The sequence below is a fragment of the Oceaniferula flava genome, assembly GCF_016811075.1.
Lineage (GTDB): Bacteria > Verrucomicrobiota > Verrucomicrobiia > Verrucomicrobiales > Akkermansiaceae > Oceaniferula > Oceaniferula flava.
The window spans coordinates 377,084-403,994 of the sequence record NZ_JAFBGL010000003.1; the positions used below are offsets into that span (position 1 = coordinate 377,084).

The window sequence follows — 26,911 nt, forward strand, 5'->3', positions numbered from 1 at the left end:
GATCGAATCGAAACGTTCGCTTAAGGAGCCTCGGGCAGGGGGGCGACTTCGGCCACTGGCATGATCTCAATGCGGATGGCATTGCCTGAGTTTAGGTATTTTTGCGCCAAGGCATTCATCTCGTTCAGGGTGATCGACTGGTAATCGGCGTCGCGCTCGCTCGCCCAATTCAGACGGTAAGGTTGCTCTTGAGACTGACTCATCACGGTGCTTAGCCAGTAGTCGTTTTCGCGCAGGCTGGTTTTTAACTCGCTGAGTTTGGGAGCCAAGGCCCGGTTGAGTTCGTCCTCGGTGATGTTTCCGCTGGCGAGGTTGTGGCCAATGTCGACGATCAGCTTGCCAACGCGTTCGGCCTGCTCCGCCTTGCCGGGGCTGACGGCGAGAAGGTAGCCGAGATCGACAAAGACATCGCTGGGCTGGAAGCCGGCGTAGGGGCTGTAGGCTTCGCCCAGTTCCTCGCGGATTTTCTCACGCATGCGGTTGGACAAGATCGAGCTCAGCACTCCGAGGCGGCGTGTTTCCTTGATGGTTTTGTCGCTCAATCCAGGGCCTTTCCAGACCACCATGGCGGTGCCGGGGGCGACCCGACTATCGAAGGTGTAGCGTCTCAGTCCGGGTGTCTTGGGAAGGTTTTGCAGAATTCGCTCGGCCTTGTAGGCTGGCTTGGTCAAGGCGCGTTCTGGCAGTGTGCCAATAGTGCGAGCGAGGATGGGGATGACCTTTTCAGGCTCGAGGTCACCGATGATGGAGATTTCCAGATAACCTTTTTCAAAGGCGGGCAGCAGCCACTTCTTCAGATCCTCCACGGTGAATGCTCTGACCTGACTTTCTTCCGGGAAGACAAAGCGCGGGTCGTTGCCCCGGAGGTCCGCTTGAAGCTCGGTTTGAGGGCCTGCGGAGCTGTGTTTGAGTTTGGAGTAGATACTGGGCAGTTGCGCCTTGAACAATCGGGCCGCCTCGGGGCGGAAACCCGGATCGGTTAGGTAGGCGCAGATCATTTGCAGCTGCAGCTCGAGGTCCTCCGGGGTGGTGTTGCCGGCGAGCGCAAAGGCGTCTTCCTGCACCTCGAAGCGGACACGTGCATTGCGCCCGGCGAGGATGGTGCGAAGCTCATCGCTGCTGTGCTGGCCGAGGCCTCCGGCGGTGAAGGTGGCGGAGGCAAACATGTCCAAACCTGGTTTGTCCTTGGGCATGGTCAGCTTGCCGGCGCCCACACGGGTGGTCACGCTGACGCTATTTTTTTCAAAATCGGTTTTCTTGATGTTGCAGTGACAGCCGTTGTGGAAGGAGACTTGGGTGAAGTCGTGTTCCTTGACCTGGGTTTGCTTGGCGATGGTGCCGGCCTGACCGAAATCGGTGTAGGCGAACTTGGCGCTCTCGGTCTTCTCCGGAGCGGTCACCTCCTTGGCGGTGCTTTGCTGATAGAGTTTTTTCAAGGTGGCGTCAGCCTCCGCATCGGCCTGCGTGGTGGTTAGCACCAGGGTGATGTTCTCGGTGACCCAGAGCTTTACCAGTGCCTCGTGGCAGCTCTCGACGGTGATCTTTTCCAAGTTCTCTTTGAGAATGGCGAGGTCGTCTGCCGGGGTGGAGAACACGGCATCGCTGTGAATGTGTTTGGCGAGTGCGCTGGCTAGGGTGTTGGTTTGGCGGCTCGGCGCGGATTTGACGGCGCGCTGGTAGGCATTGACTAGGTTCGCTTTGACTTCGTTAAGCTCACTTTCGGTGAAGCCATGCTGCACCGCGCGGCGCAGTTCTTGCTCTAACACTGGGAGCGCAGCCTTCCAGTCGTGGTTGTTAGCCACCACCGAGACACCGGTGATGTCGGTGAACTCAAAGAGGTCATAGCGGTAGGCTTCTCCTCCTGAAATGGCGGCATTTTCTTTCTTCGAGAGAATGGAAAAGCGACGTCCAAGGATGGAGTTGGCAATCGAGAGCGGCAGCTTCTTCGCACGGTTGGCCTTGGTGTCGGCGCTCTTCTCATGCGGTGTCATCACCATCAGGGTGAGATCGGTGCTGGCCACTTCTTTGTCGGCCACCACCAAGGTTTGAAACCCTTTGCCGGATGAGATCTTGCCGAGCTGGGGATCCGCTCCCGCTTTGGCGGGGTTCTTCATCGATCCGAAGGTGGCGCGAATACGCTTCTCCGCTTCCTTGGCGTCAAAGTCACCAACGTAGACGAAGGTCATTTTACTGGGGATGTAATACTCGTTGTAAAAGTCGGTGAAGGCACTGCGCGGGGCCGATTTGATAATTTCCTCGGTGCCAATGGGAAACCGCTTGGAGATCAATGCGTCTGGCAGCAGGGCTTGGAACTGCTGCTCCATCAGGCGCATTTGCACGGAGTCCCGTGAGGTTTTTTCCGATAGGATGACGCCACGTTCCTTGTCGATTTCTTCATCACGGAGAAAGGCACCGTCGCCAAAGTCACGCATGACATCGAAACCTAACTTCAAGGTGTCTTCTTTGTTGTTAGGAAGATCAAGCATATACACCGTCTCATCGAAGGAGGTGTAGGCATTGGCATGGGCGCCGAAGGCGATTCCCAAACGCTGCATCTTGGGGATGAGTTGGCTGGAGTCTGGGAAGTTCTTCGAGCCATTGAAGACCATGTGCTCGAGGAAATGGGCGACACCACGTTGGTCCTCGCGTTCCATCAGGGAGCCAGCGGCAATGTGCAGTCGCATGCTCACTCGGCCCGGAGGTTGATCGTTGGGCAGGAGCACGTAGCGCATGCCGTTGGGAAGTGTGCCGTAGACCACTTTCGGGTCGGAGGCGATGTCGCTGCTGTCATGTGCCCAAGGGCGGGCGTCGACGGCTTGAGCAGCGATGCTTGGCGTCTCCTTGGCGGAAACCGGGAATGAGCTCAGCGCACTTACCCCCAAGGTAAGTGCTAGCAAGAGGTGGGGCTTGGTAAGTTTCATGATGGCTATTGTGAAGGCTGAGCGATCTGAACCAAGCCCATTGTCTGCCAATTTGCAGCTCAGCGGTGATTTTCAAGCAGCTTCAGTCCATAGGGGCGGGAGGGGGAGGCTCAGTGTCAGCTTTCACTTTTCTCATTGATCTCTGAGTCATCTTCAGGCGATGGTAGTTGAATCCTATAACCAAAGCCATTGGGTGATGATTGTCATGAGGTTCTCCGTGACGATTTGATCACGCTTTTGCTCGCAAATCAGCCCATGATATTTCCTCGTGTAGACCGCACCGAGTCCAAGTTTGTCATTCCATTGACAACGAAGGACGCGCTGGTGACTGAAGTGGAAAAACATGCAGCCTACGATCAAGAAGCCGGAGGCGTGGCGCAGTATCCGATCATCAGTCAATACTACGACAACGCATTCCGTGATTGTTACTGGGAAAAACAGCGCGGCCAGCAAAGTCGGCGCAAGCTGAGAATTCGTGTCTACGGCTCCGATCAAAGCGACATTCCACCGACGACATTTATCGAGGTGAAACACAAGTGCGATGGTCGTGGCGTGAAACGCCGGCGGCGGATGCCGATGCAGCAGGCACTCGATCTGGCGGAAGGGCGGGTCGATGGTCGTGAGATCAAGCGGGAAAACATGTCGCGTGAAGAGCGGATGCTGCTCGCCGAAGTGCTCAGCTTGGTGGAGCAGCGTGAATTTAAATTTCTCTGCACCCTGAGATACGACCGGCAGGCCTACGTAGGCGCCGATGATGCACCGGATCTCCGGATCACCTTTGACACCGGCATTGCGTGTCGATTTGAGCAGCTCGACCTACGCGCTGACGACCAACGTTTCGAACACTACCTGCTCGACAGGGATCTCTGTGTGATGGAGGTGAAAACCAACACCGTGGTGCCGAGTTGGCTGCGTGATTTGGTGGGGGATAAACATTTGGTGCGACAGGGGTTCAGTAAATTCTGCACTGCGGTGGAGCGCTATGACCCGGTGGTGCGAGCTGCGATCTACGGGCCTAACACAGTGCCGTTTTTGAAACAGGAGGACGTTGGTGAGCGCGATGGGGTTTTACCCGTAGCCATAACCACCCGCACAGCCAGAACCACCTGATTGCTTGATTCTCCATACCTAGCGACATTTTTTTCCGCTTGGCCCCTAGACCTTACCCACTTTATCCATCGATACCTGACCCCTATGTTTGCATTTTTAGATTCACTCTTCGCTGCCGGCGGTAGCTCTCCTGGCGCTGTTGAAATTGTTGTCGCAGTGATTGTTAGCCTGATCCTGAACTTGTTAGTAGCGATCCTCTACAAGGCGACGTATCGCGGAAATTCCTACTCTCAGGACTACGTGCACACCTTGGTGATCATCGGCACGGTGGTCACTGTCATCATTCTCATCGTACGCGGCGAGGGTGGGGGGCAGATTGCCTTTGGTATGTTTGCCGCCTTCTCGATTATTCGTTTCCGGCGCAACCTGACCCAGGCACGGGATCTTGCCTTTATTTTCGTCTCCATGGCCATCGGCCTGTCGGTGGGGGCTTTGCCGCTGGGGCAGCTGTGGTTGGCCGTGGTGGTGTTGTGTATTGTGGCGGGGGCGATCTTCGCCATGGCTCAGGGGGATCTGTTTGCTCCCCGCCGAGTCAGTCACAGCCTACGGGTCAGAGTGACCAATGACATCAACTACGACGAGGCCTTTGATCCGATCTTTGCCCTGTTCACCGAGGCGTCAGAGCTGCGCAGTGTGGAGTCTGTCCAAGCGGGAATGATGACCGAGCTGCGCTATGACATCACGCTGAAGGAATCAGGGAGTGTGGCCGATTTTATGGAGAAAATGCAGGTCGCCAGTGGCAACAACCGGGTGCTGCTCTCGAGGATCCGAGGCAATGATCTTGGTGTGTAGTGGGGGGATATGCCTGATCCTCGGCTGTCAGTCCGCATCGGGTCAATGCTGGGGTTTTGCGAGTGGGGATTCACCTTGACCGCGATAGGTCCTCTCCCTAGCTTCCGAGCGTTCGCGTCATATAAAGGCGCTCAAATGTCCATGAATATTCACGAGTATCAGGCGAAGGAGTTGTTTGAAAAATACGGTGTAGCCAGTCCTAACGGACAGGTCGCCTCAACAGCTGAAGAAGCTAAAGCCGCGGCTCAGTCCCTCGGTAATGGCAATCTAGTTATCAAAGCCCAGGTTCACGCCGGCGGCCGCGGTAAAGGAACTTTTAAAAATGGCTTCCAAGGTGGGGTTCACCTCATCGAAAGCCCCGATCAAGCGGCTGAGTTCGCTGAGAAAATGATCGGCCAGACACTGGTCACCAAGCAGACCGGCGAGGAAGGAAAACTCGTCAGCAAGGTGATGATTGCCGAGGCGGTCGATATCGAACGTGAGCTTTACCTCGCGATCCTGATGGACCGCGAAACCTGCCGTCCAGTGATCGTTGCCAGCACCGAAGGTGGTATGGACATCGAGGAAGTGGCGGAGAACACTCCAGACAAGATTGTCCGTGAGTTCATCCACCCACTTGCAGGTCTTCAAGGTTACGAGGTGCGCAAGCTGGCCAAGGCGCTTGAGCTCTCCGGCGACCAGGCGAAGCAATTCGGCAAGCTGCTTGCCAATCTTTACACCCTCTTCCTCAAGAGCGACTGCTCGATGGTGGAAATCAACCCACTGGTGGTCACTCCTGACGGTCAGGTGCTCGCTCTCGATGCCAAGTTTGGTTTCGACGACAATGCTCTCTACCGCCATCCGGATATCGTCGCCTACCGCGACACCGACGAGGAAGACCCTCGCGAAGTGGAGGCATCCAAGTTTGATCTGAACTACATCGGTCTCGATGGCAACATTGCCTGCCTGGTGAATGGAGCCGGCCTCGCCATGGCCACCATGGACATCATCAAGCACTGCGGTGGTGATCCGGCCAACTTCCTCGATGTAGGAGGTGGCGCAACCAAAGAGCAGGTATCCGCTGCTTTCAAAATCATCCTTGGCGACCCGAACGTCAAAGGCATCCTGGTCAACATCTTCGGTGGCATCATGCAGTGTGACATCATTGCTGAGGGCATCCTGGCTGCAGCCAAAGAGACCGGCCTCAGCATCCCGCTGATCGTTCGCCTCGAGGGCACCAACGTTGACAAAGGTCGCGAGCTGATCGCGAACTCTGATCTCGATGTCATCACCGCCGAAAGCCTGAACGACGCTGCGGAAAAAGCCGTCGCCGCCGTCAGCGCGTAATTGTTCAATCTCAAATCTTAAATTATCATGTCCATTTTAGTTGATGAAAATACCAAGGTGCTTGTGCAAGGCATCACCGGAGGATTCGGCGGCAAACACGCCCAGCTGAGCCTCGATTACGGAACGCAAATCGTCGCAGGTGTCACTCCCGGAAAAGGAGGCCAAACCTTCGGTGAGAAGACTCCTGTTTTTGACACCGTTTCCGAAGCTGCCGGTGAGACCGGAGCTACTGTTTCTGCCATTTTCGTGCCACCTCCGTTCGCGGCGGATGCCATTCTCGAAGCTGTCGACGCCGAGCTCGATCTCGTTGTCTGCATCACCGAGGGCATTCCTGTTGCCGATATGATGCGTGTGAAGGAAATCATGAAAGGCAGCAAGACGCGCCTCATCGGGCCTAACTGCCCAGGCATCGTGACTCCAGGTCGTGGTGAGAACTCCCACGGCGGCTGCCGCATCGGCATCGCTCCTGGCTACATTCACAAGCGTGGTAACGTAGGTGTGGTTTCCCGCTCCGGCACCCTAACTTACGAAGCCGTCTATCAGCTCACCGAGCTCGGTTACGGTCAGTCTACCTGCGTCGGTATCGGTGGTGATCCAATCAACGGCACCTCCCACCTCGACGTGCTGAAGATGTTCAACGACGACGACGAAACGGAAGCGATCATCATGATCGGTGAAATCGGTGGCAACGCCGAGGCCGAAGCCGCTCGTTGGGCCAAGGAGAACTGCAAGAAGCCCATCGCCGGATTCATTGCCGGTGCCACAGCGCCTCCGGGCCGCCGCATGGGCCACGCTGGTGCCATCGTCGGTGGTGAAGAGGACACCGCTGAAGCCAAGAAGAAGATTCTCGCTGAGTGCGGCATCGCCGTTTCCGAGACTCCTTCAGACATGGGCAAAACCCTCGTGGGAATGCTCTAAGCGAAGGGAGCTGTCCAAGCTTTTACTCAAGCGTCTCCGTATCATGCGGAGGCGCTTTTTTTTATTAGGTGATGTGCAGGATCGCGCGGGCGGCAGTGAAGTAGATTAGCATGCCGGAAATATCCACCAGGGTGGTGATCGCCGGGGCGGCCACCACGGCAGGGTCCAACTTGATGGCCCGGGCGCCGATGGGTAACAGGGCGCCGGAGAGGGTGGAGCTGGTGATTTGCAAGGCCAGGGCTAGCGAAACTGCCAAGCTGAAGGAGGCGATGGTGACGCCGACTGGAAGCTGAGGGTTGAACAGGGGAAGGATGAACATGGTGACGATGGCAATGCACAGCCCCATCACCGATCCTAACATGGCACCGAGGCAGACTTCCTTGGAAAGCACCTTGCGGGTGGTTCCTGCTTCCAGTTCACCCAGAGACATGGCACGGATAACCATCGCGGCCGCTTGCCCCCCGGTATTACCCCCGGCGGCGACCACCATCGGCAGGTAAAGTGCCAGAAGGTAAATGCTGCTGAGCACATCCTCAAAGCGAAGCATCACGTAGCCGGATGAGATGGCCAGCATTGCCAGGATGAGCAACCATGGGAAACGCCGCTTAAAGTGGGTGGAGAGTGCGGTGTTGAGGTAGGTTTCCTCCGATTGCTCACCGGCGATACCAGACATCTTCTCGATATCCTCGGTCGATTCCTCTTCCAGAATTTCAAGGACATCATCGTGGGTGATCACCCCTAACAGGTATTCATACTCGTTGACCACTGGCAGCAGGGTCATGTCGTATTTGGAGAAGATCTGGGCGGCTTCCTCCTGGTCTGCGGTGGCGAGAATGGTGATGTCCACCTCCTCCATGATGCTGGAAACGCGGGTGTCCCAGGTGCTGAATGCGAGGTCTCTGAGGCGAACTTTGCCAAGTAGGTGGCCACGCTCATCGACCACATAAATGCGCGCTAAGGACTCGGCCGAATCCTGCTCTTCACGGAGAGTGTCGAGGGCCTCCTTCACCGACATGTTCTGGGTGATGCGGGCCACCTTGGTGGTCATGCGGCCACCGGCGGTTTCCTCGTGGTAGCGCATCAGGCTGCGCGTTTCCTCCATCTCTTCCGGTTGCAGCAGGGCTAGGTAGCGTTGCTGGGCAGAGGTGCTGACGTCCTGCAGGATATCGGCGCGGTCATCATCGACCAGCTGTCCGAGGATTTCCCGCTGTTGCGCGATGGGGAAGCGCTCCAGAGTCTCCTCGATCAGGGTATCCGGCAGTTCCGCGAGCACCTCTGAGAAGCGCGCAGTATCAATGTTTTTGGTGAAAAACTCGCGCCCTTGGTCGTCGAGATCCTCAAAAACATTGGCCAGATCCGCATAGTGCAGCTCCTCCGCCGCTTGGGCGAATTTCTCTGCGTTAAAATCGGCGATCGAGCCAACGAGGTTCTCGATATCCATGGTCCTCTCTTCGGGCATGCTGATGTTTTAATGGGCTGCACTCAAAATCCAAATACCAAACTGAGGAAATGCCGTCACACGATCTCTCCCAGCCAGCTGAGGAACTCATCGTGGCGGGCTACATCGTATTGGTGGCAGAGGAACCCAGCCTTTTGCCCGGCGGCGATGTTGGCGGGGAGATCATCAATGTAGGCCGTCTGTTCCGGCACCAACTGCCATTGATCGATGGTGAGCTGATAGATTTCCGGTTCGGGTTTGATATGACCGGTCTGATAGGAAAAGACACCACCCTCGAACTTCTCGAAAATCGGGTGATTCTGGATGAGGTGGTCTTTGTGAGGGTTGTTGATGTTGGAAAATAAAATCAAGCGGTGACCGTCGGCGTGCAGTTTCTCGATGGTCGACCACATGATGGTGTTCGGCTCAAAGATATCGAGCCAGGCACTGAGGAAGGCTTCCTGTGTCCCTTGGAACCCGAGTTTTTCCGCGGCCCAGGTGAAGTATTCGTCCGGCTCGATCCTTCCGGCTTCGAAGTCGTCTTTGCGCTCGATCAGGGCGTTGAAGCGGGATTCCGGGTCGCTGACCTCGGCGGGAATGAGCTTCGAGAGGGCGGGCTGGAAATCAACGCCGATGATGACGTTGCCAATATCAAATAGAAAATCCATGGTGGGTGAGGAGCTGGGTGTTACGAGCAGTGGCTGAGGATGAAATTGGCAGCCGTCTGGGCGGCATTCGGTCGGGCGTGTCGTGCGAGGCTCCGTTTCATCGTCCGCCAGCCGCAGGCGTTGTCACTGAGCATTTCGCGAATGTGGGCGGAGAGCGAGCCTGGGGTGTCGGCCAGGTGACCACCGTTGAGGTGTCGCAGCAGGTTTAGATTACCTTCTTCCTGACCCGGCACCAGGTGGTGAATGAGCATGGGGCAGGCGGCCGCCAGGGATTCGTGCACCGTGGCGCCTCCGGCTTTTCCAACCACCAAATGATGCGAGGTCAGCAGCTCCGGCACCCGCTTGGTCCAGCCTTTGATACGCACCCGGCCCGGGTAGCTGTCCTTGATTTCCTTCGCCCGACTGTAAAGTTTGCGCACATTGCGACCTAACACAATGGTGAGCTCCACATTGTCGTGGCCGGCGTCCAGGATCTCGCGGGCCACGCGCCGGACGTGTGGTTTTTTGGCCGTGGGGAAATAGAGCACCCGGAATGGCTGCAGCGAGTCGTCTGCCGAGACCGGAGCCAGATCGGCAAAGTGCGGATTCACCGGGAAGCCGGTTTCCACCAGTTGGGTTTCTGGCAGACCTTGACGAATCAACGAGTCCCGGGTGCGGCTGTCTGTCACCAGCCAGTAGTCAGTGGGCGCTTTTCGCCAGGCGGCATTGATTTCGATGGAATCGGTCACCACGGTGAACACCGGGACCTTGGGGGTGCCGTTGGCGAAGATGCGTTGTAAAAAATAAGGGTAAAGCGGGTAGCTGCTGACGATGGCCTTGGGCTGGTGCTCCTGGATCAGGTCGCGCAGCATCATCTCGGGTTTGCGCATCATCGGCAGGCGTTCTTTGGAGAAATCCTGACGTTCGGTGGAGAGGTAAATCCGACGCCACAGCCAGGGGGCGTGGGTGGTGACACCACGGTAAAAACTACGCAGTCGCTCATTGATCCACGGGGCTCCCAGCGCGCAGGGGTCGGTGCACAGGACCGGGCATTGTTTTTCCAGAGCAATCGACAGGTTTCTGGCGGCGCTGTTGTGGCCATCGCCAAATCCAGCGGTTAGTATTAATATGTCGGCCTTGCTGCTGCTCACGCGCGAAACGATAGTCGGCGTCGAGGGTTGCGTCGATATCTCAATTGGACTAACCGTTATAAAAAGACATGGAAAAGAAACGCTCAAAAGCGAAACCGCAGCCTGACTTAAGAGTGCTTCCCGAGGAGGAAACGCCGCGACTCGTTCCCGACCAAGAGTCGGAGACCGATGAGGTCAAAAAATCGGCCGCACCTTCGTATGCTGGGAAAAGCGCGCAGCCGGTGCTGGATTTCGACACCGCTGCAGCGAGCACACCAACGCAGCAACCCAAATCAATGGCAGCTGTTCTAGAGCCTGAGGAAGCTTGGGGTGCTGAGCAGAAAAAAGGCCAAATCCCCACCGGCTGGCTGGTGCTCGGCGGGGCGCTGATCTTGGGTATTGCAGCCTGGGTGCTGGTTTCGCTGAATCAAAGCCGGGAGGTGGTCAGCCAGAATTTGGTGGTGCAGAAGGAGATTGAGCATGACCGGGAGCAGGAAGACCGGCAGGCTCGCGATAGCTTGGACGCCTTGCGCAGTTCGGTTACGCAGTTTTTTGCCGCAAAATCAGCGGCAGATCTACTTCCTCACGTCAGGCAGCAGGGGCGGGTGAAGCCATTGCTCGAGAGCTACTACCAGGCTCACACATTCCAGCCGCGCAAGTTTGTGACCTTCTCCAGTCTGAATGCCCTGGTCCTAAGCACCCGACCATTCTTACTCGCCGAATGCCAGCTGGAAAATGGTGAGACTCAGGAGTTGCTCTTGGAAGATCAGGGTGGAGGCAAATATTTAGCCGACTGGGAAACCTACGTGCACTATCAGCCGATGCCTTGGGAAGATTTTTTAGATCAGCGCCCGAGCAAACCCTTGAACATGCGTGTGGTCTGTAAAAAAGATAATTTCTATGCCTACGAGTTCAGAGATGAAGCCGAGTATCAATGTTATCGGCTCACGGCTCGTGATTTCGAAGGGTATGTTTACGGATATGTGCCACGTAGAAGTAAGCTGAATTACCAGCTGGATAGCGCGCTTAAGAACTCAAGTCGGATACAGCCGATGATCCTTCGACTGCGTTATCCGGAAGGGGGGAACTCGAAGCGTGCGGTGCTGATCGATGCCGTGCTCTCCAAGAACTGGACCTACGTCACCGAGCCGGAGTTTTAAAAAGGAGAGGGGATAAAAAAACGGAAGAGCCGAAGCCCTTCCGTTGAAATGATTGAGTTTGGATTGAGTTCAATCGGGGCGAGAATTACTCGTCGCCACCTTTTTTGCCACGGCCGCCTTTAGCTCCGCCTCTTTTGCCTGGGGCCATTTGGATGGCATCAGGATAAGTGGCTTTGACCCACTCGCGCACGCCTTCACGCTCTTCTTTGCTGAGTTTGCCGTCTTTGTCGGCGTCGAACTTAGCGAGTGTGGCAGCTTTGATTTCTTTGCGCTCTTTGCTGATGGTTTCACGAGCGGTTTTCTTTTCCGCATCGCTCAGAGTGCCGTCTTTATCGGCATCGAAACGCTCGAGCATTTTTTTCTTCATTGCTTCGCGTTGCTCTGGGCTTGGGCCTTTGCCTTCACGGCCTTTTTTGGCACCTTTTTCAGGCTTCTCAGCGTAAGCGGTGACGCTCAGGGCGAGGGCTGCAGCAGCGGCGGTGATGATGGTTTTGGTCATTTTCATATTAGTTGGGTCTTAGTTTGTTTAGTTGGTTACGCTCGTTCCTGAACGTTTGGGGTTCAAGTTGCTATTGCGTGAGGTCTAAAACCCGCAGGGGATGAAAAGGTTGTAAAAAAAATCATGAGCTTGAGAAAAAGTTCTCTCAAATGCATTGCCAGCCATCGGTGAACCCGCTTGGATGCCCCTGCTAATGAGTTCTCCTTCCGAAGCTAAAAAATCCAAGGCTCAGGTGTTTGCCGCCAGATTGTTCAGCACCCTGATTTTGTGGGCGCTGGTGACCGCTGTGTTCGTGAGCGACCAGGCTTGGGCCTTCCTCGCCGTTCTTTCCCTGCTCGGCCTGTTTAGCGTCCGCGAGTATTTTCAAATGACCCGCAAAGGCGGTATGCCATCGCAGCCGCGCTGGGGGCTGCTGGTCAGTTCTTCCTATTTGATCTATGTGGCAGTGAGGCTGGGGATGCAAGGACCTGCGGCCTTGGACGGATTGCTGGAAACGGACATCGCCTTTGTCATGCTCATCGTCACCGGCGGCTTCATGTGTCAGCTACGGCGCTCGGTGGACGGCAAGAATACCGTGACCGAGGTGGCCATTACGACCTTGGGGTTCGTTTACGTTGCGGTGCTCTACAGTTTTCTCGCTCGCTTGTTATTCCTTCCCGAGCCACTGGCTGATGGGGCCCGGGTGCCCGGCGCTTGGCTACTGCTCTGGCTGATTGCGGTCACCAAATTCACCGATATGGGAGCCTACATCACCGGCTCATTGATCGGAAAACACAAGATGATCCCACACATCAGCCCGGGGAAAACCTGGCAGGGCTTCGGTGGTGCTCTGATTTTTTCCCAGCTCGCGGGCTGCGGACTCTACGCCATCATGCCAGCTGAGTTGGCCATCCTCGGTGGCTGGGGCTGGGTGGTGCTGCTGAGCCTGGTGCTCTCGCTCTTGGCCGTGGTGGGTGATCTCGCGGAATCTGTTCTCAAACGAAGCATCGGGGTGAAGGATTCGGGCAACACCCTGCCGGGGATTGGCGGTGCGCTCGACCTCATCGATAGCCTCTGCTTCACCGCGCCGGTGCTGTATTTCTTCCTTCGTTGGATGCCCGTGTAAGCCCTTGTTCAACCGCTCCCTCACATTTGTTGTATGCCGAAACGTAAAGTAGTCTTGTTAGGATCCACCGGGTCGATTGGAACCAGCACCCTGAAGGTGGCCGCAGATCTACCGGATCGATTGGAAATCGTTGCCCTGGCGGCGAACTCCAGCGTGCAGGACTTGGCGGCGCAAGCCCGTGAAACCGGGGTGAAGCATGTGGCGCTGTATGATCGCTCGAAGGAAGCCGAACTCCGTGCCGCACTGCCCGATGACGTGACCATTCACTTGGGGGCGGAAGGTTTGTTAGAGGTTTCGACGCTGGCGGAGGCTGACATGGTGCTGGTCGCCATCGTAGGCACCGCCGGACTTCAGCCGGCACTCGCGGCAATCGAGGCCGGAAAAGATCTCGCCGTGGCCAGCAAGGAAATCCTCGTCATGGCTGGCGAGCTAGTGATGGGCGCTGCCGAGCGCCAAGGGGTGAACGTGCTGCCTGTCGACAGTGAGCACAATGCGATTTTCCAATGCCTAAATGGTCACCAAGGTGGCGAACGTGAAGTTTCCCGCCTCATTCTGACTGCTTCCGGTGGACCGTTTCGGCAAACGCCCGCGGAGGAGCTGCAAGATGTCACTCTCGCCCAGGCGCTGAAACATCCCACCTGGGACATGGGTCGCAAGATCACCATCGATTCCTCGACCTTGTTTAACAAAGGTCTGGAAATGATCGAGGCACGCTGGCTCTTTGGGATCGAGATGGAACGGATCGATGTCATCGTGCATCCACAGAGCATCGTGCACTCGATGGTGGAATACGTCGATGGCAGCGTCTTGGCCCAGCTGAGCAATACCGACATGTGTTTCCCGATTCAGTATGCCGTCACATGGCCGGATCGGGTGCCAGGCGGACTGAAACCACTCGATTTTGCCAAGCTTGCGAAGTTGGAGTTCGAGGCCCCTCGCTACGATGATTTCCCGGCACTCAACTTGGCGCGCCGTGCCGGCCAGCAGGGGGGAACCTTGCCGGCTGTCTACAATGCTGCCAACGAGGTGGCGGTGGATGCTTTCTGCGATGGCAAGATCGGCTACACCGACATTGCTCGGGTCGTGGCACAGGTCATGGATGCCCACGAGGTGCAGCACGCCGGTGATTTGGACACTCTGATCGCGGCTGATTCCGCTGCCCGGGAAGCGGCTAGCGCAATTTGCGACGCGTGATTAAAGCGAAGCCTGCGAGCGATAAGAGCCCGAGCGACGAGGGCTCAGGCACGGTGACCAAGGTGAGCGACTCACCATCGACGGCCAGCAGGGCGTTGATTTCCGTGATGTAATTGGGCACGAAGGTGGCTCCGGAATAACGAGGGTCGCCACCAGAGGCCGGATTGTTGAACCAATTCACACCAGTAAGCACGAGATCGGAACCAACCGTGGTGAATAGCGGAGCTCCTGAGTCACCTCCGATCAGATAAGCTTCGTCGGCCCCTAGGCTTTCGGGCGAAAAGGCGTCGTCGTCAAAGGTGATGGCATCGCCCACAGTTGGGAAGTCGCTGAAGGAACCGAAGCCGTCCAGTTCATTGCGTCCCACCCGAAACGAAGTGGTGCTGGCTCCTGCATCACGGCCAACGACGTAGGCCTCGCGGTCTGAGTAGACCGATGAGCCGAAGGTTAACGAAGTCGTCGGTGTCGCGGAAATGGCGTAGATGGCGACAGTCGGCCCCGGTGCTGAGCTCAATTTGCCAATGACGAGATCTGTGCTGCCGACCTGGGTGATGCTGAGGACTTCGCGGGTGACCGTGCTTCCAGCTGGATTGTTATCGGTGTGGAAAACGATATCGTTTCCTACAGTGGGCGCTGCGTGTTCGGCGGAGATGAAATAAGTTGATGAAATCATCGTTGCCCATCGGTAGCTGCCACCGTTCTCGATACCGACGCCAGACCAATCCTGAGTCGCACCGATGAATGCTGCGTCGTTGGTGAAGCGGTGGTGGGAGGCCGATGAATAGGTCTCCAAACTGAGCGCCGCGGGCAGGGAAACCGTGGAAATGATGAGCAGGCTGGAGGCGATCGAGAGTGTGGTGTGTGACATAGCGAAGGGTGAGGAATGAGCGTTGTGTTGATCAGACGAATGAAACTCGGTGCTATGCATTTCTTAAATATGAAGCTCTTTAAAAGAGGTTCTGCTAGCGTGGTCTGGCGATTAAAATGCCGGCGTGTTTTTTAAATTTGTGCAAATAGCCGGACACGGTGCTATCGATCACGATTTTTTTATAGGTCGTGGAAGCATGCATGAACCTGGACCGTCCTTGGGCGTCCTTGATGACGATGCCTACGTGTGAGCAGTAGCCTCCGTCGTGGTGGCTGGCGATGCCAATGATGTCGCCATTTTGCAGGTGCTGCTCAATGCCCGCTACCTTGTGCTTGGGAACCATGTGAACCGGCATCTTGGTCAAGCGGGCCTCGTGGGCAGCCATACCTCGTCTGAGCTGCGGGTTGTGCTTCAAGTAGCGGTAGCTTTTCCACAAAATAGTCATTTCCTGGCACTTGTTGTTCATTTTCTGCGTAGGAAAACGCTTTGTCAGATCGAAAATATTGCCCCGGCGATGGTTGTCTTGATACCACTCCGCGAGGTAGTGGATGCGATCGAGGTAGTTGCCGTTGCAGCGGCCACCGCGGTAGCGTGTCCACTCGATTTGGCGCAGTAAATCTTGGGGCGTGTAGCGGCTCTTGGGGGTCTCCAGCATCCGACTGAACCCCAGGCAGGCTTCAAAAAATGTCCAGCAGTCCATGCCTGTGAAGTCTACCGACGGACTTTCGATGTGGTTGTCAATTTCCAGCGTGTAACTCTTATAGGGCAGCCCTTCCAGCTCCTTCGCCACCTTGACCATCCGAGAGTGCATGGGCAGGCGTCCCCATTGTTCTTTGACTGCCTTGTGTGCGATTTGTTGAAATTTAGCCTGCCCTTTGAAGGTTTTGGATAGCGGCAAGTGCGGGGCGGCTTGGGCTGAAAATGACCAAGACAAGAGGATGAAGAAGGTAAGAAAAAGTCGACGCATCATCTCAACCATAACGTCATTTGCTTCCGACGAAAATCGAAAACCACAGAATTTGTGATAGTTAAGTGATTGCTAAGTTTAAAGTTTCAATTAATTAGAAGTCAACCTCAGCAAGGAATGCTGGGCTTGCAGCAAACCCCAAGCGCATGAAGGTTCCATCCTCTCACTCACTCCGCCACCGCGGATTCACTTTAGTTGAAATCACTTTTACCGTGGCTGTGTTGCTGACTCTTGTGGCGATTACCATGACAGTTTCCCATGGCTATGTGCAGCAGGCTCAGCGAGCTGGCTGTGTGATGAATCAGGACACTATTCGCACCGTGCTAACGGCTCATGCCAATCTCACGGAGGAATCATTCGAGGCGGGCGTGGACTACTATGATTCTGAGGAAACGCGCGACTTATTTAGCAACCTCCCGTTATGCCCACAGGGAGGTCAATATTCCGCTAAACTCGATGCGGCTGGTGAAAACCTGGTGGTGACCTGTGACTTGCACGGTGAGGAACTTGAATAATTAAAGAGGCGAGTGTGGTAACCCAGATTCCCCAGCGAATGCTCTTGCCCGTGGGTGCTCGGCTCACTAGCTTCGCGTGGCTCCGATAGCGGGCTGATTGAAATCATGGAAATCTGGAAGGCAATTATCGTGGGCGTCGTGCAGGGGCTGGCTGAGTTTTTACCCATCTCCTCGTCCGGACATATCGTCTTGACCCAATTTTTACTGGGAATGCGCCCTTTTCCAGAGGGTGGCGAAGGTGATATCGTGTTTGAGGTTATCCTGCACTTGGGAACGCTGATGAGCGTGTTGGTGTATTTTTGGCGTCGACTGTGGAATATGACCCGCTCGCTCTGGACCAAGGACCTGGAAGAAGAGCGTCGCTGGATCTGGCTGCTAGGTCTGGCCACTTTGCCTGCTGTGGTGTTGGTCATTACGCCCATCAATTTCGTGACCAATGCTGAAACAGGCGACCGAGAAAAGGTCACTCTCGGCGATATTTTCGAACGTGCTTACGATAATCCAGTGGTGGTTTCCTGTCTTCTGCTTGTTACGGGTGCACTTCTGCTGGCTCCGAAAGTAATCCGAATCAAACAACGTCAGCTTGGTTGGAAAGGGGCTCTTGCCATGGGGATTGGCCAGGCAATTGCAATTCTGCCCGGCATTTCACGCAGTGGCTCATCGATCACTGCCGGATTAATAGCAGGGGTTGACGCCAAGAAAGCGGCGGAGTTTTCCTTTCTGATGTCAATTCCAGCTATTGCAGGGGCCGTGGTCTTTAAATTGGATGAGTTCAAAGAGAAGTTCACCAGCGATACCATGGTGCCGTATCTGGCAGGAGCGATCAGTGCTTTTGTGGTCGGAATTCTGGCCGTGGCGTTGGTAATGACCGCGATCAGGCGCGGTAAATTCCAGTATTTCGCCTACTACTGCTTCGCGGCTGGTATTTCCGGCATTCTTTATTTCTCGCTGGCCGGTTAGTTGCGCTGAGCAACATAGGCCACCCTGAGGATGGAGAGGCAGGCCTACTTGGCTGGAGGTCTTGTGAAGTCCTGCACTCGGAGATAGCTGGGCACTTCGAGAGATGGATGTGGTGAGAGAGTGTATCGCGCTCATTGACAAACTGGGCCGATCCCACCAAGTTCGTCCGCGCCCGTCGGAGGCTCGAAAAAGGATTGGCACCTGGCCCCGTGCCACCAGAACCTGATCAGACTGATAGCGGCTTGAATGGACTCTAACGAATTATGGCGAAGAAGAAAAAAAAGACAGTTCTGAGCACCGTCATCAGCATGGTGATTATCGCGGCGGTGATCTGGATGAAATACCAGGAAACGACCGACGCCAATATCCGCGAGGGCAAGGTCAGGGATAAGTCCGTAGAAATTACGGTTCCAGCCGAGCAGTCTGATACGTCGCTTACAAACTTGCTCAGCGTGGTGCAGCTCTCGTCGACTCAATTTGAGGTCTTGAAAAATTGTTCTCTAATCGATCACCGAGGCAATGACGGTGATAGTTTTCACGTGAAAACTGCCAAAGGTGAAGAGGAGGTTCGGCTGTATTTTGTGGATGCTCCGGAAAGTGCCGCCCGAACCTACGGCGGCGGGGAGAACAATTACGAACGGATCGCCCAGCAGGGAGCGGCCATGGGGGGACTGGACCAGAAGCAAACCACCCAGGTGGGTGTGGAGGCCAAGTTGTTCGCCAAAAAACTGCTCAAAGCCCGTCCTTTTACTATCGTGACTAAGCGTGAAAAAGTCTATCGATCCCACCGGATCTACGCCTATGTCATTGTTGAGTGGGAGGGTGAAAAACGTTATCTGCATGAACTGCTGGTGGCCCACGGACTGGGGCGGATCCATACCAAGCCGATGACCATGCCCGACAATACCTCCGGCTCGCGCCAACGTGATCGCTTGAAAACGATTGAGAACTATGCCAAGTCGAAAGACTACGGAGCGTGGGGCGCCCATTAATCTACCGAGAAGCTCAAACTTCCGAATCTGAACCGATCAATCTAAATATTTTCCCATGTTAGCTAAAAGAATCATTCCCTGTCTTGATGTCACCGATGGCCGCGTGGTCAAGGGCACCAATTTTGTCGATCTCCGCGATGCTGGCGATCCTGTCGAGTGCGCTGTGGCCTATAACGATCAGGAGGCGGACGAACTGGTATTTCTCGATATCACCGCCTCATCGGACGAGCGCAAGACCATGGTTGATGTGGTCCGCCGCACCGCCGAGAAATGCTTCATCCCGCTCACCGTGGGGGGAGGAATTCGCAGCGTGGAAGACATGCGTGAAATGCTTTTGGCTGGGGCTGATAAAGTGGGTATCAACACCGCAGCGGTGACCCGACCCGAACTGATCAATGAAGGCGCCACCGCTTTTGGGAACCAGTGCATTGTCGTTGCTATCGATGCCAAACGAGAGGGCCCTGGAAAATGGGGAGTCTACACCCATGGAGGCCGTAATCCGGTGGGACTGGATGCCGTCGAATGGGCCAAGGAATGCGCCAGCCGCGGTGCCGGGGAGATTCTGCTCACCAGCATGGATTCTGATGGCACTAAGGCAGGTTACGATATTGAACTGACCCGTGCGGTCAGCGAAGCGGTGAATATTCCGGTGATTGCCTCCGGCGGGGCAGGGAACCTGCAGCACATGGTGGACGTCTTGAAGGATGGCAAAGCGGATGCCGTGCTGGCTGCCAGTATTTTCCACTTTGGGGAACACACCGTCGCTGAAGCCAAAGAACTTTTTGCCGAGCAAGACATCCCCGTTAGGCGTTAATTACGGGCTGATGCAGGGCCGGCAATTAATGTGAAGAAAAGGGCAAAAAAAAACTTGCATCCAAGTGTCTGTCCCACTAGTTTGCGCCCGCCCTGAGGGAGACTCCAGGACACAAAGTGCGCGATTAGCTCAGTGGTAGAGCAATGCCTTGACATGGCAGAGGTCACAAGTTCAAATCTTGTATTGCGCACCATCTTTAACAGGGAGTTATGGGAAACCATAACTCCCTGATTCTTTTTAGGCATCACATGCGACATACGTGCAGATGATCGCTCACGAAGGCTCGATGGATGGGGTGTCGACAATTCCACCTTCGCTTGATTAAACGCAGAAAATTGCTCAAACGGTAGCGTTTCCAATTTATCAAGGGTTCTAAATTAGCCGTTTTTCTCCACTTTCAAGGGGCTGGTTTTATTTCTTAACGTATTCAGAAGGTTAAGAATGGTGTTAGATTAAAACTATTTTATCTGCCTGAAAGACTTCGTCTCTGAACGCGAAAAATCAGGGGCCTGAGGGGGGCTTCAATCCTATGCGGTATGAAATATTACAAGAAATCTGAATATTTGCCTTTCGAGCATTGATGAAACTTGAAGATATTCAGCCTTGGTTAAGCAATGACTAAAGGGTGTCAGAGGCCTTTTTCATGAGGGTAATTTGGAGTGGAACCCACCCCAAAAACCAACATGAATATTAAACAACATTGTTTTGCCATCACGGCCTTAGCATTGTCTGCCACGGCCTCTTCAATCAGCGCTCAGACCGTTAGCACTACTTTCACAGGTGTCTCTCCAGGATTGACTCTTAACGGAACTTTCGATGGGGCTAACGTGGAGTCTCTGAACTCAGGCGTCATGCAGTTCGATGATTTCGAGGCCTTCTGCGTTGATCCCTATCAGAATATCTCTGTGAATCAGACTCTGACCTACGCTCAGGAACTGACCTTTTCAAATCCAGCCACCAGTGATGCCATTGCTCGCTTGGTAGGCAACTACTACACATCCGGTCAGTCGTCCCAAGAAGCCGCAGCCACACAGTGGGCAATCTGGGAAGTGGTGATCGATGGAGTCAGCTCTGCCAATCTGAGTGACGGAAATAACCGCGTTTATAACACAGCTACAGCCAGCCTGGCTGAATCCTACTTGAATGACCTCGATAACATGACCGCTGCCGATGTGGTCTACCTGACAAATAAGAAATACCAGGACGTTGTCACCGTTGTTCCTGAACCATCCTCTCTGGCACTGCTGGGACTCGGCGTGGTAGGATTCATCCTGCGTCGCAAGCGTGCCTAAGCTACGAGACGGCATCAATTTTAAACAAATCACCCCGTGGAGCAGGTCTCCACGGGGTGATTTGTTTTAGTGGTTATGGCAAGTGCTTTGCCATGATTCGGGAATTGATCTTCCTAACTTAGATACGACCTTCTTCAAGGTCATAGACATCGAACCAGACGTAGACTGGACGGTGTTTTGGCACGTATTCTTCGATGTAATCTTCGAGAAACTCTTGAAGGTTTTCCGGCATGTCAGAGATGGATTTGTAGCGGAGGCTGTTGTTCCATTTGACGATTTCCACTTTTTCGCGCTTCTTGGCGTTTTCTTGGATGTAATCGGCGACTTCAGCATCGGTGGCACCTTCGGCAACGAATGCTTTGAATTTATCCGCATCAAGCTCGGTGAAATCGAAAAAGACCTGATCGAGTGGGCAATCGTAGTGATACTCATCGGCGGTGCCTGCAATCACGGCACGACACTTGTCCAGTGTGCGAGTTGCGACAACATAGCCGGCAATGGTCTCACGCGGGCTGCGTGGAAATTCTTTCGAGAGATCTTTGGCGAGTAGTTTGACTTTTTCGTTAGACATGATGCGACTATCCGATGGGATTGGCTATTGTCAAATTTCAGGTCAAAATGGTCGATTTTCGGAATGCTATATGCCGATTCTCTAGTTCCACGGACCACGAGGCTGTAGCACTCATCGAGTGCATGACGGCTGACGTAGACGAGTTGAAAATAGGGGGGGGAGTCACCCTGTTTACAGTGTATGCCGTGATTCTAAGGCCTGGTGACTTCTTGGGCCAAGCCATCGGGGCATTTGGCTAGTTTTAAAATATGCTCAAAAGCATGGGTTAATGCGGGGGCACAACACACACACAACAGGTGGCCCCCGCACTAACTTGGTTTTCCGGCTGAAGCTGTTATACCTTGGGGGCTTACAGCCGGGAAAATGTTTAGTTCTTAAATTTCTGCGTCTCCTCGCTCACGATCTTTGCCAGCGGAGTCACACTGTCATAGAGATCCTGCTTTTCGAGACTGCCTTGCGCGAGTTTGCGGCTCGCTCTGATCTTGCGGGAGTAGCTGGACGCCGCGGCATTGGTTCCAGCGGTGTCGTGGTTCACAATCGAGGCATTACCAGGATCGATCCCGTAGTCACAGGCCGTTGTTATGGCATCTTCGTGGGCTCCAAGGAAGAGAAATTTCCACCCGTAATGATTTGTCTGATGCCGGATCATTTGTCTGATCTGCTGCTCCGTGTAATCAGTGGAGGCGTTTTCGTAGCCATCGGTGTAGATCGCCACGATGACTTGGGCAGGACGGTCTTTTTCCGCTGTGATAGCAAGCTGTTTACCAATGTGATCGATGCTGCGCCCGATGGCATCAAGCAAGGCGGTGCAGCCACGAGGGACATAACTGCTGGCGTCGAGCGGGCGAACTTCGCAAATCGGTGAGCGGTCGGCATGGAGTTGATATTCATCATCGAAGAGCACTAGGGAAAAGGTAGCTTCTCCAGGCGTATCCTGCTGTTCCCTCAGGAAGCTGTTAAAACCTGTAATGGCAGGTTCGCAGAGCGATTGCATGGAGCCTGAGCGATCGAGGATGTAGGCAATTTCAGTGAGGTTTTGGTTCATGGTGGTTAAGAGGCAAAGGGGCTTCGATTACGTGGGCGGCTTAGAGCACCCAGAGTTCAGCAAGTAGGCTCAGGGTTTTGGCAAGGAATCCGATGATGAGAAGACCGATCAGGGGCTCGGCGGTCAGCTCGAAAGCTCGGTCTAGGGTGCTCATGTTATATTTTTTCATATCTTTAAGGTTTGCTAACAATGGAAACTTGCCGTATTTGGAAGGGGCGAATTAAACGACTGGTGATACTTTTTCATAAGGTGTCGATTTTTACCAGTATAAAAAAACGATACATTTGTAATTAACGATGGGAAATAGGACGAATTCAGAAAATTGGGCAGCACAAGAGCGTTTGCGAGCCATTGAAAAAGCTGTCTGGTGGCGGGGGTGGATTGGTCGTGGCGATTTAGCGGAGATCTTCGGTATCTCACGGGCGCAGGCATCGAGCGATTTACAAAAGTTCCAGGAGCTGAATCCGGGCGCGCTGGTATATCAGATGAGCCGGAAGCGCTACGAAGGGCCTCCGGAGATGCGCTGTGTGCTTCATGAACCTCGGCTGGAGGAGGGCATGGCTGCATTTTTAGGCGACCGTTCAACGGCAGCTGTGTCACTGGGAAATACGGTGAACTCAGTGGCACGCGTGGATTTACCTCAGCGCAAAGGCAAGGACCTTGTGGAGCGGGCGCTGCTGATGGCTGTGGCCGAAGGACTCAAGCTGCGAGTGCGTTATTGGAGTGTCAACAGTGGCAAGGCCAGCTGGCGCTACTTGGCTCCGCACGCTTTTGGCCACGATGGCTACCGCTGGCATGTCCGCGCATGGTGCTACGAACGCGAGGCGTATCTCGATTTTGTGTTAGGCCGTATGGAGAAAACCGACTGGCCGGAGCCGCATGACTCTGTCCTGCCGGAGGATCAAGGTTGGCAGGAAACTGTGACTGTCAAACTTAAGCCAAACAGCGCACTGAATGACCCCGCCAAACGAGCCATTGAGATGGACTACGGCATCCGGAAGAACGGGCAATTAACCATCAAGGTGCGCCAGGCGATGGAGCGGTATCTCCTCGAGCACCTCCGAATTGGGCACGATGGAGGAGAATTGCCGCGACACTTTGAGCGCGTGTGATGCTGCCAGAGCAAGTGCGGCTCTGACAGCAGATGGAGTCGTGTTTAATACGAAATGATCGCATTCACGGGGGTATCGCCGAGAAGCTCGCGACCGTTGAGGTCGGTGAGTTCGATCAGGAACGAGGCCGCTACGAGGTTGGCATCGAGTTGTTTGATCAATTTGATGGCCGCGGCTGCCGTGCCGCCGGTGGCTAACAGGTCGTCGATCAGCAGCACACTTTCGCCCGGCTGAATGGCGTCCTTGTGAATCTCCACGATGTTTTCGCCGTATTCCAGCGAGTAGGCCATTTCGTGTGTTTGCCACGGGAGCTTGCCTTTTTTCCGCACCGGCACAAAGCCGGCTTCGAGGTTGAGCGCGACGGGGGCGGCGAAGATGAAGCCGCGGGCGTCGATGCCCACCACCTTGTCGATTTTCTGTCCGCCGGATGTCGCGGTGAGTTCGTTCATCGAGTGACGCAGCAGCGCAGGATCGGAAAGGATGGGGGAGATGTCCTTGAACAAGATCCCTGGTTTGGGGAAATCGGGCACGTCGCGGATGCTGTCGCTGAGAAGTTGGGAAATCGTAGGCATGAGTGCATGCTAGGCGCGATCTTCGACTCGCCAAATCTCAAAAAGCAGAAAATTTCCACCCGCGTGAGTTTACACAATGTTTACAGACAAAGGCGGACCGGAATGGTAGTTTCAGCCAAATTAAATGATGAAAGCTGATCCAGTAATCCTTGTGGTGGAAGATGATGCGGCCGTGCGCCAGGGCGTGGTCGATTCCCTCAGCTTCTCCGGCTATCAGGTGCTCTCGGCGGCCGATGGTCGCGAGGGCATGGAGCAGGCATTGCGGGCGTCCTATCAGCTGCTGTTGCTCGATCTGGTGCTGCCACATCACAGTGGCTTTGACATTCTCGAAGCCCTGCGCAAAGAGCGCCCCGGACAGCCGGTGATTATTCTCTCAGCTCGCGGTGAGGAGGCGGATCGGGTCAAGGGCCTGACCATGGGGGCTGACGATTACGTGGTGAAGCCATTCAGCGTGCGTGAGTTGTTAGCCCGAGTCGATGCCGTGCTGCGACGCAGTTCCGAGCGCATTGTCGGGTCCGACCGCTACCCGTTCGACGGCGGCGAAATCGACTTTTCCAGACGCGAGGTGAGTTTGGAAAATGGCGACCGCAAAGAGCTCTCCGAGCGCGAATCCGATCTCATGCGCTACCTCATCGCCAATTCCGGTCGTGCCGTCGCCCGCGATGAGCTGCTCAGGCAGGTGTGGCGGATCGACCCAAAAAATATCGAAACCCGCACCATCGACATGCACGTCGCCCATCTGCGCGAAAAGCTGGGGCCGACTGGTGCTAATGTGTTAGTGACGGTGCGGGGGAAAGGCTATCGCGTAGGTTAAGACCATGAACAAACCTTGGATCATCTGGAGCTTGTCCGCGCTGTGTGCCATTTTGGTGTTCGGTGCCATGGGCCTGATCACACGGCATACGCTCGGGTTGGAAAAAGAGCGGGCCCATGCGGAGGCGAGGGCTGAGTTAGAGGAACGAATCAGACTATCATTATGGCGCATGGACACCGCCGCTGCCGGGATTTTAGCCGAGGAAAACAATCGACCGGCCTGGCATTTTCGCGATGTCGACTTACGCAAAACCACCCGGCTGACCCCTCTGAATCTCGACGTGCCGGAGAACATCAAACTTCATTTTGAGGTCAAACAAGGGCAGGTCAGCTCGCCTCAGCTCAACGGCTGGACGCAGCCGGGGAGCCAGTGGGATGCGCAACTCAGTCCGGTGCAGCAGGGGGTGAAGCTCACTCAGCAGCAGCAAAACAATTGGCGCACGCTGCAAGGCTTGCTCCAGAACGATGGCACGTTCCAAGGTTGGCAGGCCAAGCGCAACCATCAGAGCCAACTGACGGATGATAATCTCGGCGTGATTTCAGCCATCGCCCGGCGCGATCCAGCCAAGGACGCACTGATCGAGCCTGCGAAGCCGAGCCAGGAGGTGGTGGAGGCCGTGCAGCAGAGAAAAGGGGAATCGTCTGCCGCCGTGAGGTCGTCGGTGGCCTATCAGAACAATTACAACGTCGCGGAAAAAAGCAAACGCCAGGAGATCGTGAAAAAATCCGTGGACAATCGCGCTATGCAACAGAAGGCGTGGTCGGGCGGAGCGAAAATGAAAAAGTCTTCGACGAAAACCGCTCCGTCGGTTCAAGCACCGGCAGCCGCGTTGGCAGAAGCCGGCGATGCCGAGATTGGCAAGAAGTTGGCGGAATCTCAGGAGCTCTTGGCAGGGCCACATATCTCGTCGTTGCGCCCCATCTGGCTGGCGGGTGAATTGCTCTTGGTGCGCGATGTGCAAGACCAGTCGGGCCGACGTGTGCAGGGGGTTTGGCTGGATGCGGAAGCGTTGAAAGAGACGCTCTTGAGGAACATCCGGGATCTGCTTCCCAATGCCGAGCTGGAACCTGTTAGGAAAAGTTTGCGCGTGATGTTAGGCGAAGAGCCCGACCCCAACGAGCAGGATCCCATGGTGATGGCCGCCCTGCCGTGGCGACTCATCCCCGGCGAGATGGCCGTGGTTGAACCGGTCGGCTGGACTCCCATGCGCAAGACCTTGGGCGTGGCATGGATCGGTGCCCTGTTTGCAGCCTTGGCGGCAGTGATTCTGCTGCGTGGCGTGGTTAAGCTAAGCGAGCGCCGGGCGTCATTTGTTTCTTCCGTCACCCACGAGCTACGCACCCCTCTCACGACCTTCAGCCTCTACTCCGACATGCTGGCCGAGGGCATGGTGCAGGATGAAACGAAGCAGAGGGAATATCTGCAGACTTTGCGCAAGGAGTCGTCACGTCTCACACATCTGGTGGAGAATGTTTTGGCCTACTCCCGCATCGAGCGTGGTAGCGCCCGCGCCAGGGTGGAAAACGTGAGGGTCTCCGCCCTGATCGATCGCATCTGTGAACGCCTCCGCCAACGCGCCGAGGAGGCCTGCATGGAGCTGCACTGTGAGGTCAGTCCGGAGGTGGCTGCCAGAGAGATTCAGGTCGATACCACCGCGGTGGAGCAGATTCTTTTCAACCTCGTCGATAATGCCAGCAAGTATGCCAGCGGTAAGGACGATGGAAAGGTGATCGAGCTGCGTGCGCTGGAAACGCGTCAAGGCATCGCCTTCCAAGTCTGCGATCAGGGTCCGGGAGTGCCGAAGTCAGAGCAGCGCAAGCTCTTCAGAGCCTTCCACAAGTCGGCCCAAGAAGCTGCCCATACCAAACCGGGTGTCGGTCTGGGGCTGGCACTCTGTCGACGACTAGCCCGCGCCCTCGGAGGCGATCTCCGAATCGTCGATCAGGAAAAAGGCGCCTGTTTCGAACTACGTCTGCGTGTCTAACAGGGTGGTGATTTCCTGTAGCGAAGGCTTTGCAGCCTTCGTGCGCTGGCGGCTGATCACACCCTGACCGACGAAGAGTGCAAACTCTTCCATGAGAAGGTATGTCAAAAGCAAAGTTGAAAATTCATTTTCACTATAGCCTAACAGTTACTTTTTTTAGAGGGC

General features: G+C 55.2%; 26 protein-coding genes, 1 tRNA gene and 1 pseudogene. 17 read left to right on the plus strand and 11 right to left on the minus strand.

The annotated features are described in order from the left end of the window. Positions 1 to 20 precede the first annotated feature (20 nt). On the minus strand, positions 21 to 2,921 hold the full coding sequence (locus JO972_RS06950; protein WP_309489294.1) for a M16 family metallopeptidase: 2,901 nt from the start codon (positions 2,919 to 2,921) through the stop codon (positions 21 to 23). A 255-nt stretch (positions 2,922 to 3,176) separates the two neighbouring features. On the opposite strand from JO972_RS06950, the gene JO972_RS06955 reads away from it, so the two are divergent. From JO972_RS06955 to sucD, 4 genes are all read left to right on the plus strand, one after another. Continuing rightward, on the plus strand, positions 3,177 to 4,031 hold the full coding sequence (locus JO972_RS06955; RefSeq protein ID WP_309489295.1) for a VTC domain-containing protein: 855 nt from the start codon (positions 3,177 to 3,179) through the stop codon (positions 4,029 to 4,031). An 84-nt stretch (positions 4,032 to 4,115) separates the two neighbouring features. Beyond that, positions 4,116 to 4,823 carry a DUF4956 domain-containing protein gene (locus tag JO972_RS06960; RefSeq protein ID WP_309489296.1) on the plus strand — a complete coding sequence of 236 codons (708 nt, stop codon included), beginning with the start codon at positions 4,116 to 4,118 and terminating at the stop codon, positions 4,821 to 4,823. A 141-nt stretch (positions 4,824 to 4,964) separates the two neighbouring features. Further along, entirely contained in the window at positions 4,965 to 6,149 is a 1,185-nt protein-coding gene (gene sucC, locus JO972_RS06965; RefSeq protein WP_309489297.1) for an ADP-forming succinate--CoA ligase subunit beta, read from the plus strand. 27 nt (positions 6,150 to 6,176) lie between these two features. Next, entirely contained in the window at positions 6,177 to 7,067 is an 891-nt protein-coding gene (gene sucD / locus JO972_RS06970; RefSeq protein WP_309489298.1) for a succinate--CoA ligase subunit alpha, read from the plus strand. A gap of 64 nt (positions 7,068 to 7,131) precedes the next feature. Here the strand turns inward: sucD and mgtE are convergent, their stop codons facing one another. The 3 genes from mgtE to JO972_RS06985 are packed head-to-tail and all read right to left on the minus strand — an operon-like array spanning position 7,132 to position 10,303. Further along, on the minus strand, positions 7,132 to 8,526 hold the full coding sequence (gene mgtE, locus JO972_RS06975; RefSeq protein WP_309489299.1) for a magnesium transporter: 1,395 nt from the start codon (positions 8,524 to 8,526) through the stop codon (positions 7,132 to 7,134). 56 nt (positions 8,527 to 8,582) lie between these two features. Continuing rightward, entirely contained in the window at positions 8,583 to 9,173 is a 591-nt protein-coding gene (locus JO972_RS06980; protein ID WP_309489300.1) for an HAD family hydrolase, read from the minus strand. A gap of 20 nt (positions 9,174 to 9,193) precedes the next feature. Beyond that, positions 9,194 to 10,303 (minus strand): MGDG synthase family glycosyltransferase, encoded by a 1,110-nt coding sequence (locus JO972_RS06985; protein WP_309489301.1) that lies wholly within the window; start codon positions 10,301 to 10,303, stop codon positions 9,194 to 9,196. A gap of 68 nt (positions 10,304 to 10,371) precedes the next feature. Here JO972_RS06985 and JO972_RS06990 point away from each other — a divergent pair, with 68 nt between their 5' ends. Beyond that, entirely contained in the window at positions 10,372 to 11,442 is a 1,071-nt protein-coding gene (locus tag JO972_RS06990) for a hypothetical protein (protein ID WP_309489302.1), read from the plus strand. Positions 11,443 to 11,527: 85 nt separating this feature from the next. On the opposite strand, the gene JO972_RS06995 is transcribed toward JO972_RS06990, so the two are convergent. Beyond that, complete coding sequence (locus JO972_RS06995) at positions 11,528 to 11,947, minus strand: EF-hand domain-containing protein (RefSeq protein ID WP_309489303.1); 420 nt, start codon at positions 11,945 to 11,947, stop codon at positions 11,528 to 11,530. Positions 11,948 to 12,134: 187 nt separating this feature from the next. Here JO972_RS06995 and JO972_RS07000 point away from each other — a divergent pair, with 187 nt between their 5' ends. Together JO972_RS07000 and JO972_RS07005 are read left to right on the plus strand one after the other, a co-directional pair. Beyond that, the gene (locus JO972_RS07000) at positions 12,135 to 13,046 is read left to right on the plus strand and encodes a phosphatidate cytidylyltransferase (protein WP_309489304.1); all 912 of its coding nucleotides are present in this window, start codon (positions 12,135 to 12,137) and stop codon (positions 13,044 to 13,046) included. Positions 13,047 to 13,079: 33 nt separating this feature from the next. Continuing rightward, entirely contained in the window at positions 13,080 to 14,240 is a 1,161-nt protein-coding gene (locus JO972_RS07005) for a 1-deoxy-D-xylulose-5-phosphate reductoisomerase (protein ID WP_309489305.1), read from the plus strand. Here the strand turns inward: JO972_RS07005 and JO972_RS07010 are convergent. Then, positions 14,218 to 15,108, minus strand: coding sequence for a PEP-CTERM sorting domain-containing protein (locus JO972_RS07010; RefSeq protein WP_309489306.1), 891 nt, complete (start codon positions 15,106 to 15,108; stop codon positions 14,218 to 14,220). The two genes, JO972_RS07005 and JO972_RS07010, sit on opposite strands and share 23 nt — an antisense overlap. 94 nt (positions 15,109 to 15,202) lie before the next feature. Continuing rightward, positions 15,203 to 15,919, minus strand: a complete 717-nt coding sequence (locus JO972_RS07015; protein ID WP_309489307.1) for an N-acetylmuramoyl-L-alanine amidase-like domain-containing protein — start codon at positions 15,917 to 15,919, stop codon at positions 15,203 to 15,205. Positions 15,920 to 16,221: 302 nt separating this feature from the next. On the opposite strand from JO972_RS07015, the pseudogene JO972_RS16830 reads away from it, so the two are divergent. The 7 genes and pseudogenes from JO972_RS16830 to JO972_RS07045 all read left to right on the plus strand — a co-directional run. Beyond that, positions 16,222 to 16,314: pseudogene (locus JO972_RS16830) on the plus strand (type II secretion system protein); the annotation flags it as partial. Between the two features lie 6 nt (positions 16,315 to 16,320). Beyond that, positions 16,321 to 16,590, plus strand: coding sequence for a hypothetical protein (locus JO972_RS07020; protein ID WP_309489308.1), 270 nt, complete (start codon positions 16,321 to 16,323; stop codon positions 16,588 to 16,590). Between the two features lie 105 nt (positions 16,591 to 16,695). Then, on the plus strand, positions 16,696 to 17,550 hold the full coding sequence (locus JO972_RS07025) for an undecaprenyl-diphosphate phosphatase (protein ID WP_309489309.1): 855 nt from the start codon (positions 16,696 to 16,698) through the stop codon (positions 17,548 to 17,550). Positions 17,551 to 17,813: 263 nt separating this feature from the next. Continuing rightward, positions 17,814 to 18,542 (plus strand): thermonuclease family protein, encoded by a 729-nt coding sequence (locus JO972_RS07030; protein WP_309489310.1) that lies wholly within the window; start codon positions 17,814 to 17,816, stop codon positions 18,540 to 18,542. Positions 18,543 to 18,597: 55 nt separating this feature from the next. After that, positions 18,598 to 19,356 carry an imidazole glycerol phosphate synthase subunit HisF gene (gene hisF, locus JO972_RS07035; RefSeq protein ID WP_309489311.1) on the plus strand — a complete coding sequence of 253 codons (759 nt, stop codon included), beginning with the start codon at positions 18,598 to 18,600 and terminating at the stop codon, positions 19,354 to 19,356. A 118-nt stretch (positions 19,357 to 19,474) separates the two neighbouring features. Then, positions 19,475 to 19,549, plus strand: a tRNA-Val gene (locus tag JO972_RS07040). A gap of 634 nt (positions 19,550 to 20,183) precedes the next feature. After that, the gene (locus JO972_RS07045; RefSeq protein ID WP_309489312.1) at positions 20,184 to 20,648 is read left to right on the plus strand and encodes a PEP-CTERM sorting domain-containing protein; all 465 of its coding nucleotides are present in this window, start codon (positions 20,184 to 20,186) and stop codon (positions 20,646 to 20,648) included. A 118-nt stretch (positions 20,649 to 20,766) separates the two neighbouring features. On the opposite strand, the gene JO972_RS07050 is transcribed toward JO972_RS07045, so the two are convergent. The 3 genes from JO972_RS07050 to JO972_RS07060 all read right to left on the minus strand — a co-directional run bounded on the left by JO972_RS07050 (position 20,767) and on the right by JO972_RS07060 (position 22,433). Further along, positions 20,767 to 21,219, minus strand: a complete 453-nt coding sequence (locus JO972_RS07050; RefSeq protein WP_309489313.1) for a DUF5069 domain-containing protein — start codon at positions 21,217 to 21,219, stop codon at positions 20,767 to 20,769. A 367-nt stretch (positions 21,220 to 21,586) separates the two neighbouring features. Then, positions 21,587 to 22,264 (minus strand): vWA domain-containing protein, encoded by a 678-nt coding sequence (locus tag JO972_RS07055; RefSeq protein ID WP_309489314.1) that lies wholly within the window; start codon positions 22,262 to 22,264, stop codon positions 21,587 to 21,589. 40 nt (positions 22,265 to 22,304) lie between these two features. Beyond that, positions 22,305 to 22,433, minus strand: a complete 129-nt coding sequence (locus JO972_RS07060) for a hypothetical protein (RefSeq protein WP_309489315.1) — start codon at positions 22,431 to 22,433, stop codon at positions 22,305 to 22,307. Positions 22,434 to 22,605: 172 nt separating this feature from the next. Between JO972_RS07060 and JO972_RS07065 the strand changes: the two genes are divergently transcribed. Beyond that, entirely contained in the window at positions 22,606 to 23,376 is a 771-nt protein-coding gene (locus JO972_RS07065; protein WP_309489316.1) for a BrxR family helix-turn-helix transcriptional regulator, read from the plus strand. A gap of 44 nt (positions 23,377 to 23,420) precedes the next feature. On the opposite strand, the gene JO972_RS07070 is transcribed toward JO972_RS07065, so the two are convergent. Beyond that, positions 23,421 to 23,948 carry an adenine phosphoribosyltransferase gene (locus tag JO972_RS07070; protein WP_309489317.1) on the minus strand — a complete coding sequence of 176 codons (528 nt, stop codon included), beginning with the start codon at positions 23,946 to 23,948 and terminating at the stop codon, positions 23,421 to 23,423. A gap of 124 nt (positions 23,949 to 24,072) precedes the next feature. Between JO972_RS07070 and JO972_RS07075 the strand changes: the two genes are divergently transcribed. Then, positions 24,073 to 24,762 (plus strand): response regulator transcription factor, encoded by a 690-nt coding sequence (locus JO972_RS07075; protein WP_309489318.1) that lies wholly within the window; start codon positions 24,073 to 24,075, stop codon positions 24,760 to 24,762. Between the two features lie 4 nt (positions 24,763 to 24,766). Beyond that, positions 24,767 to 26,746 (plus strand): sensor histidine kinase, encoded by a 1,980-nt coding sequence (locus JO972_RS07080; RefSeq protein WP_309489319.1) that lies wholly within the window; start codon positions 24,767 to 24,769, stop codon positions 26,744 to 26,746. The last annotated feature ends 165 nt before the right edge of the window (positions 26,747 to 26,911 follow it).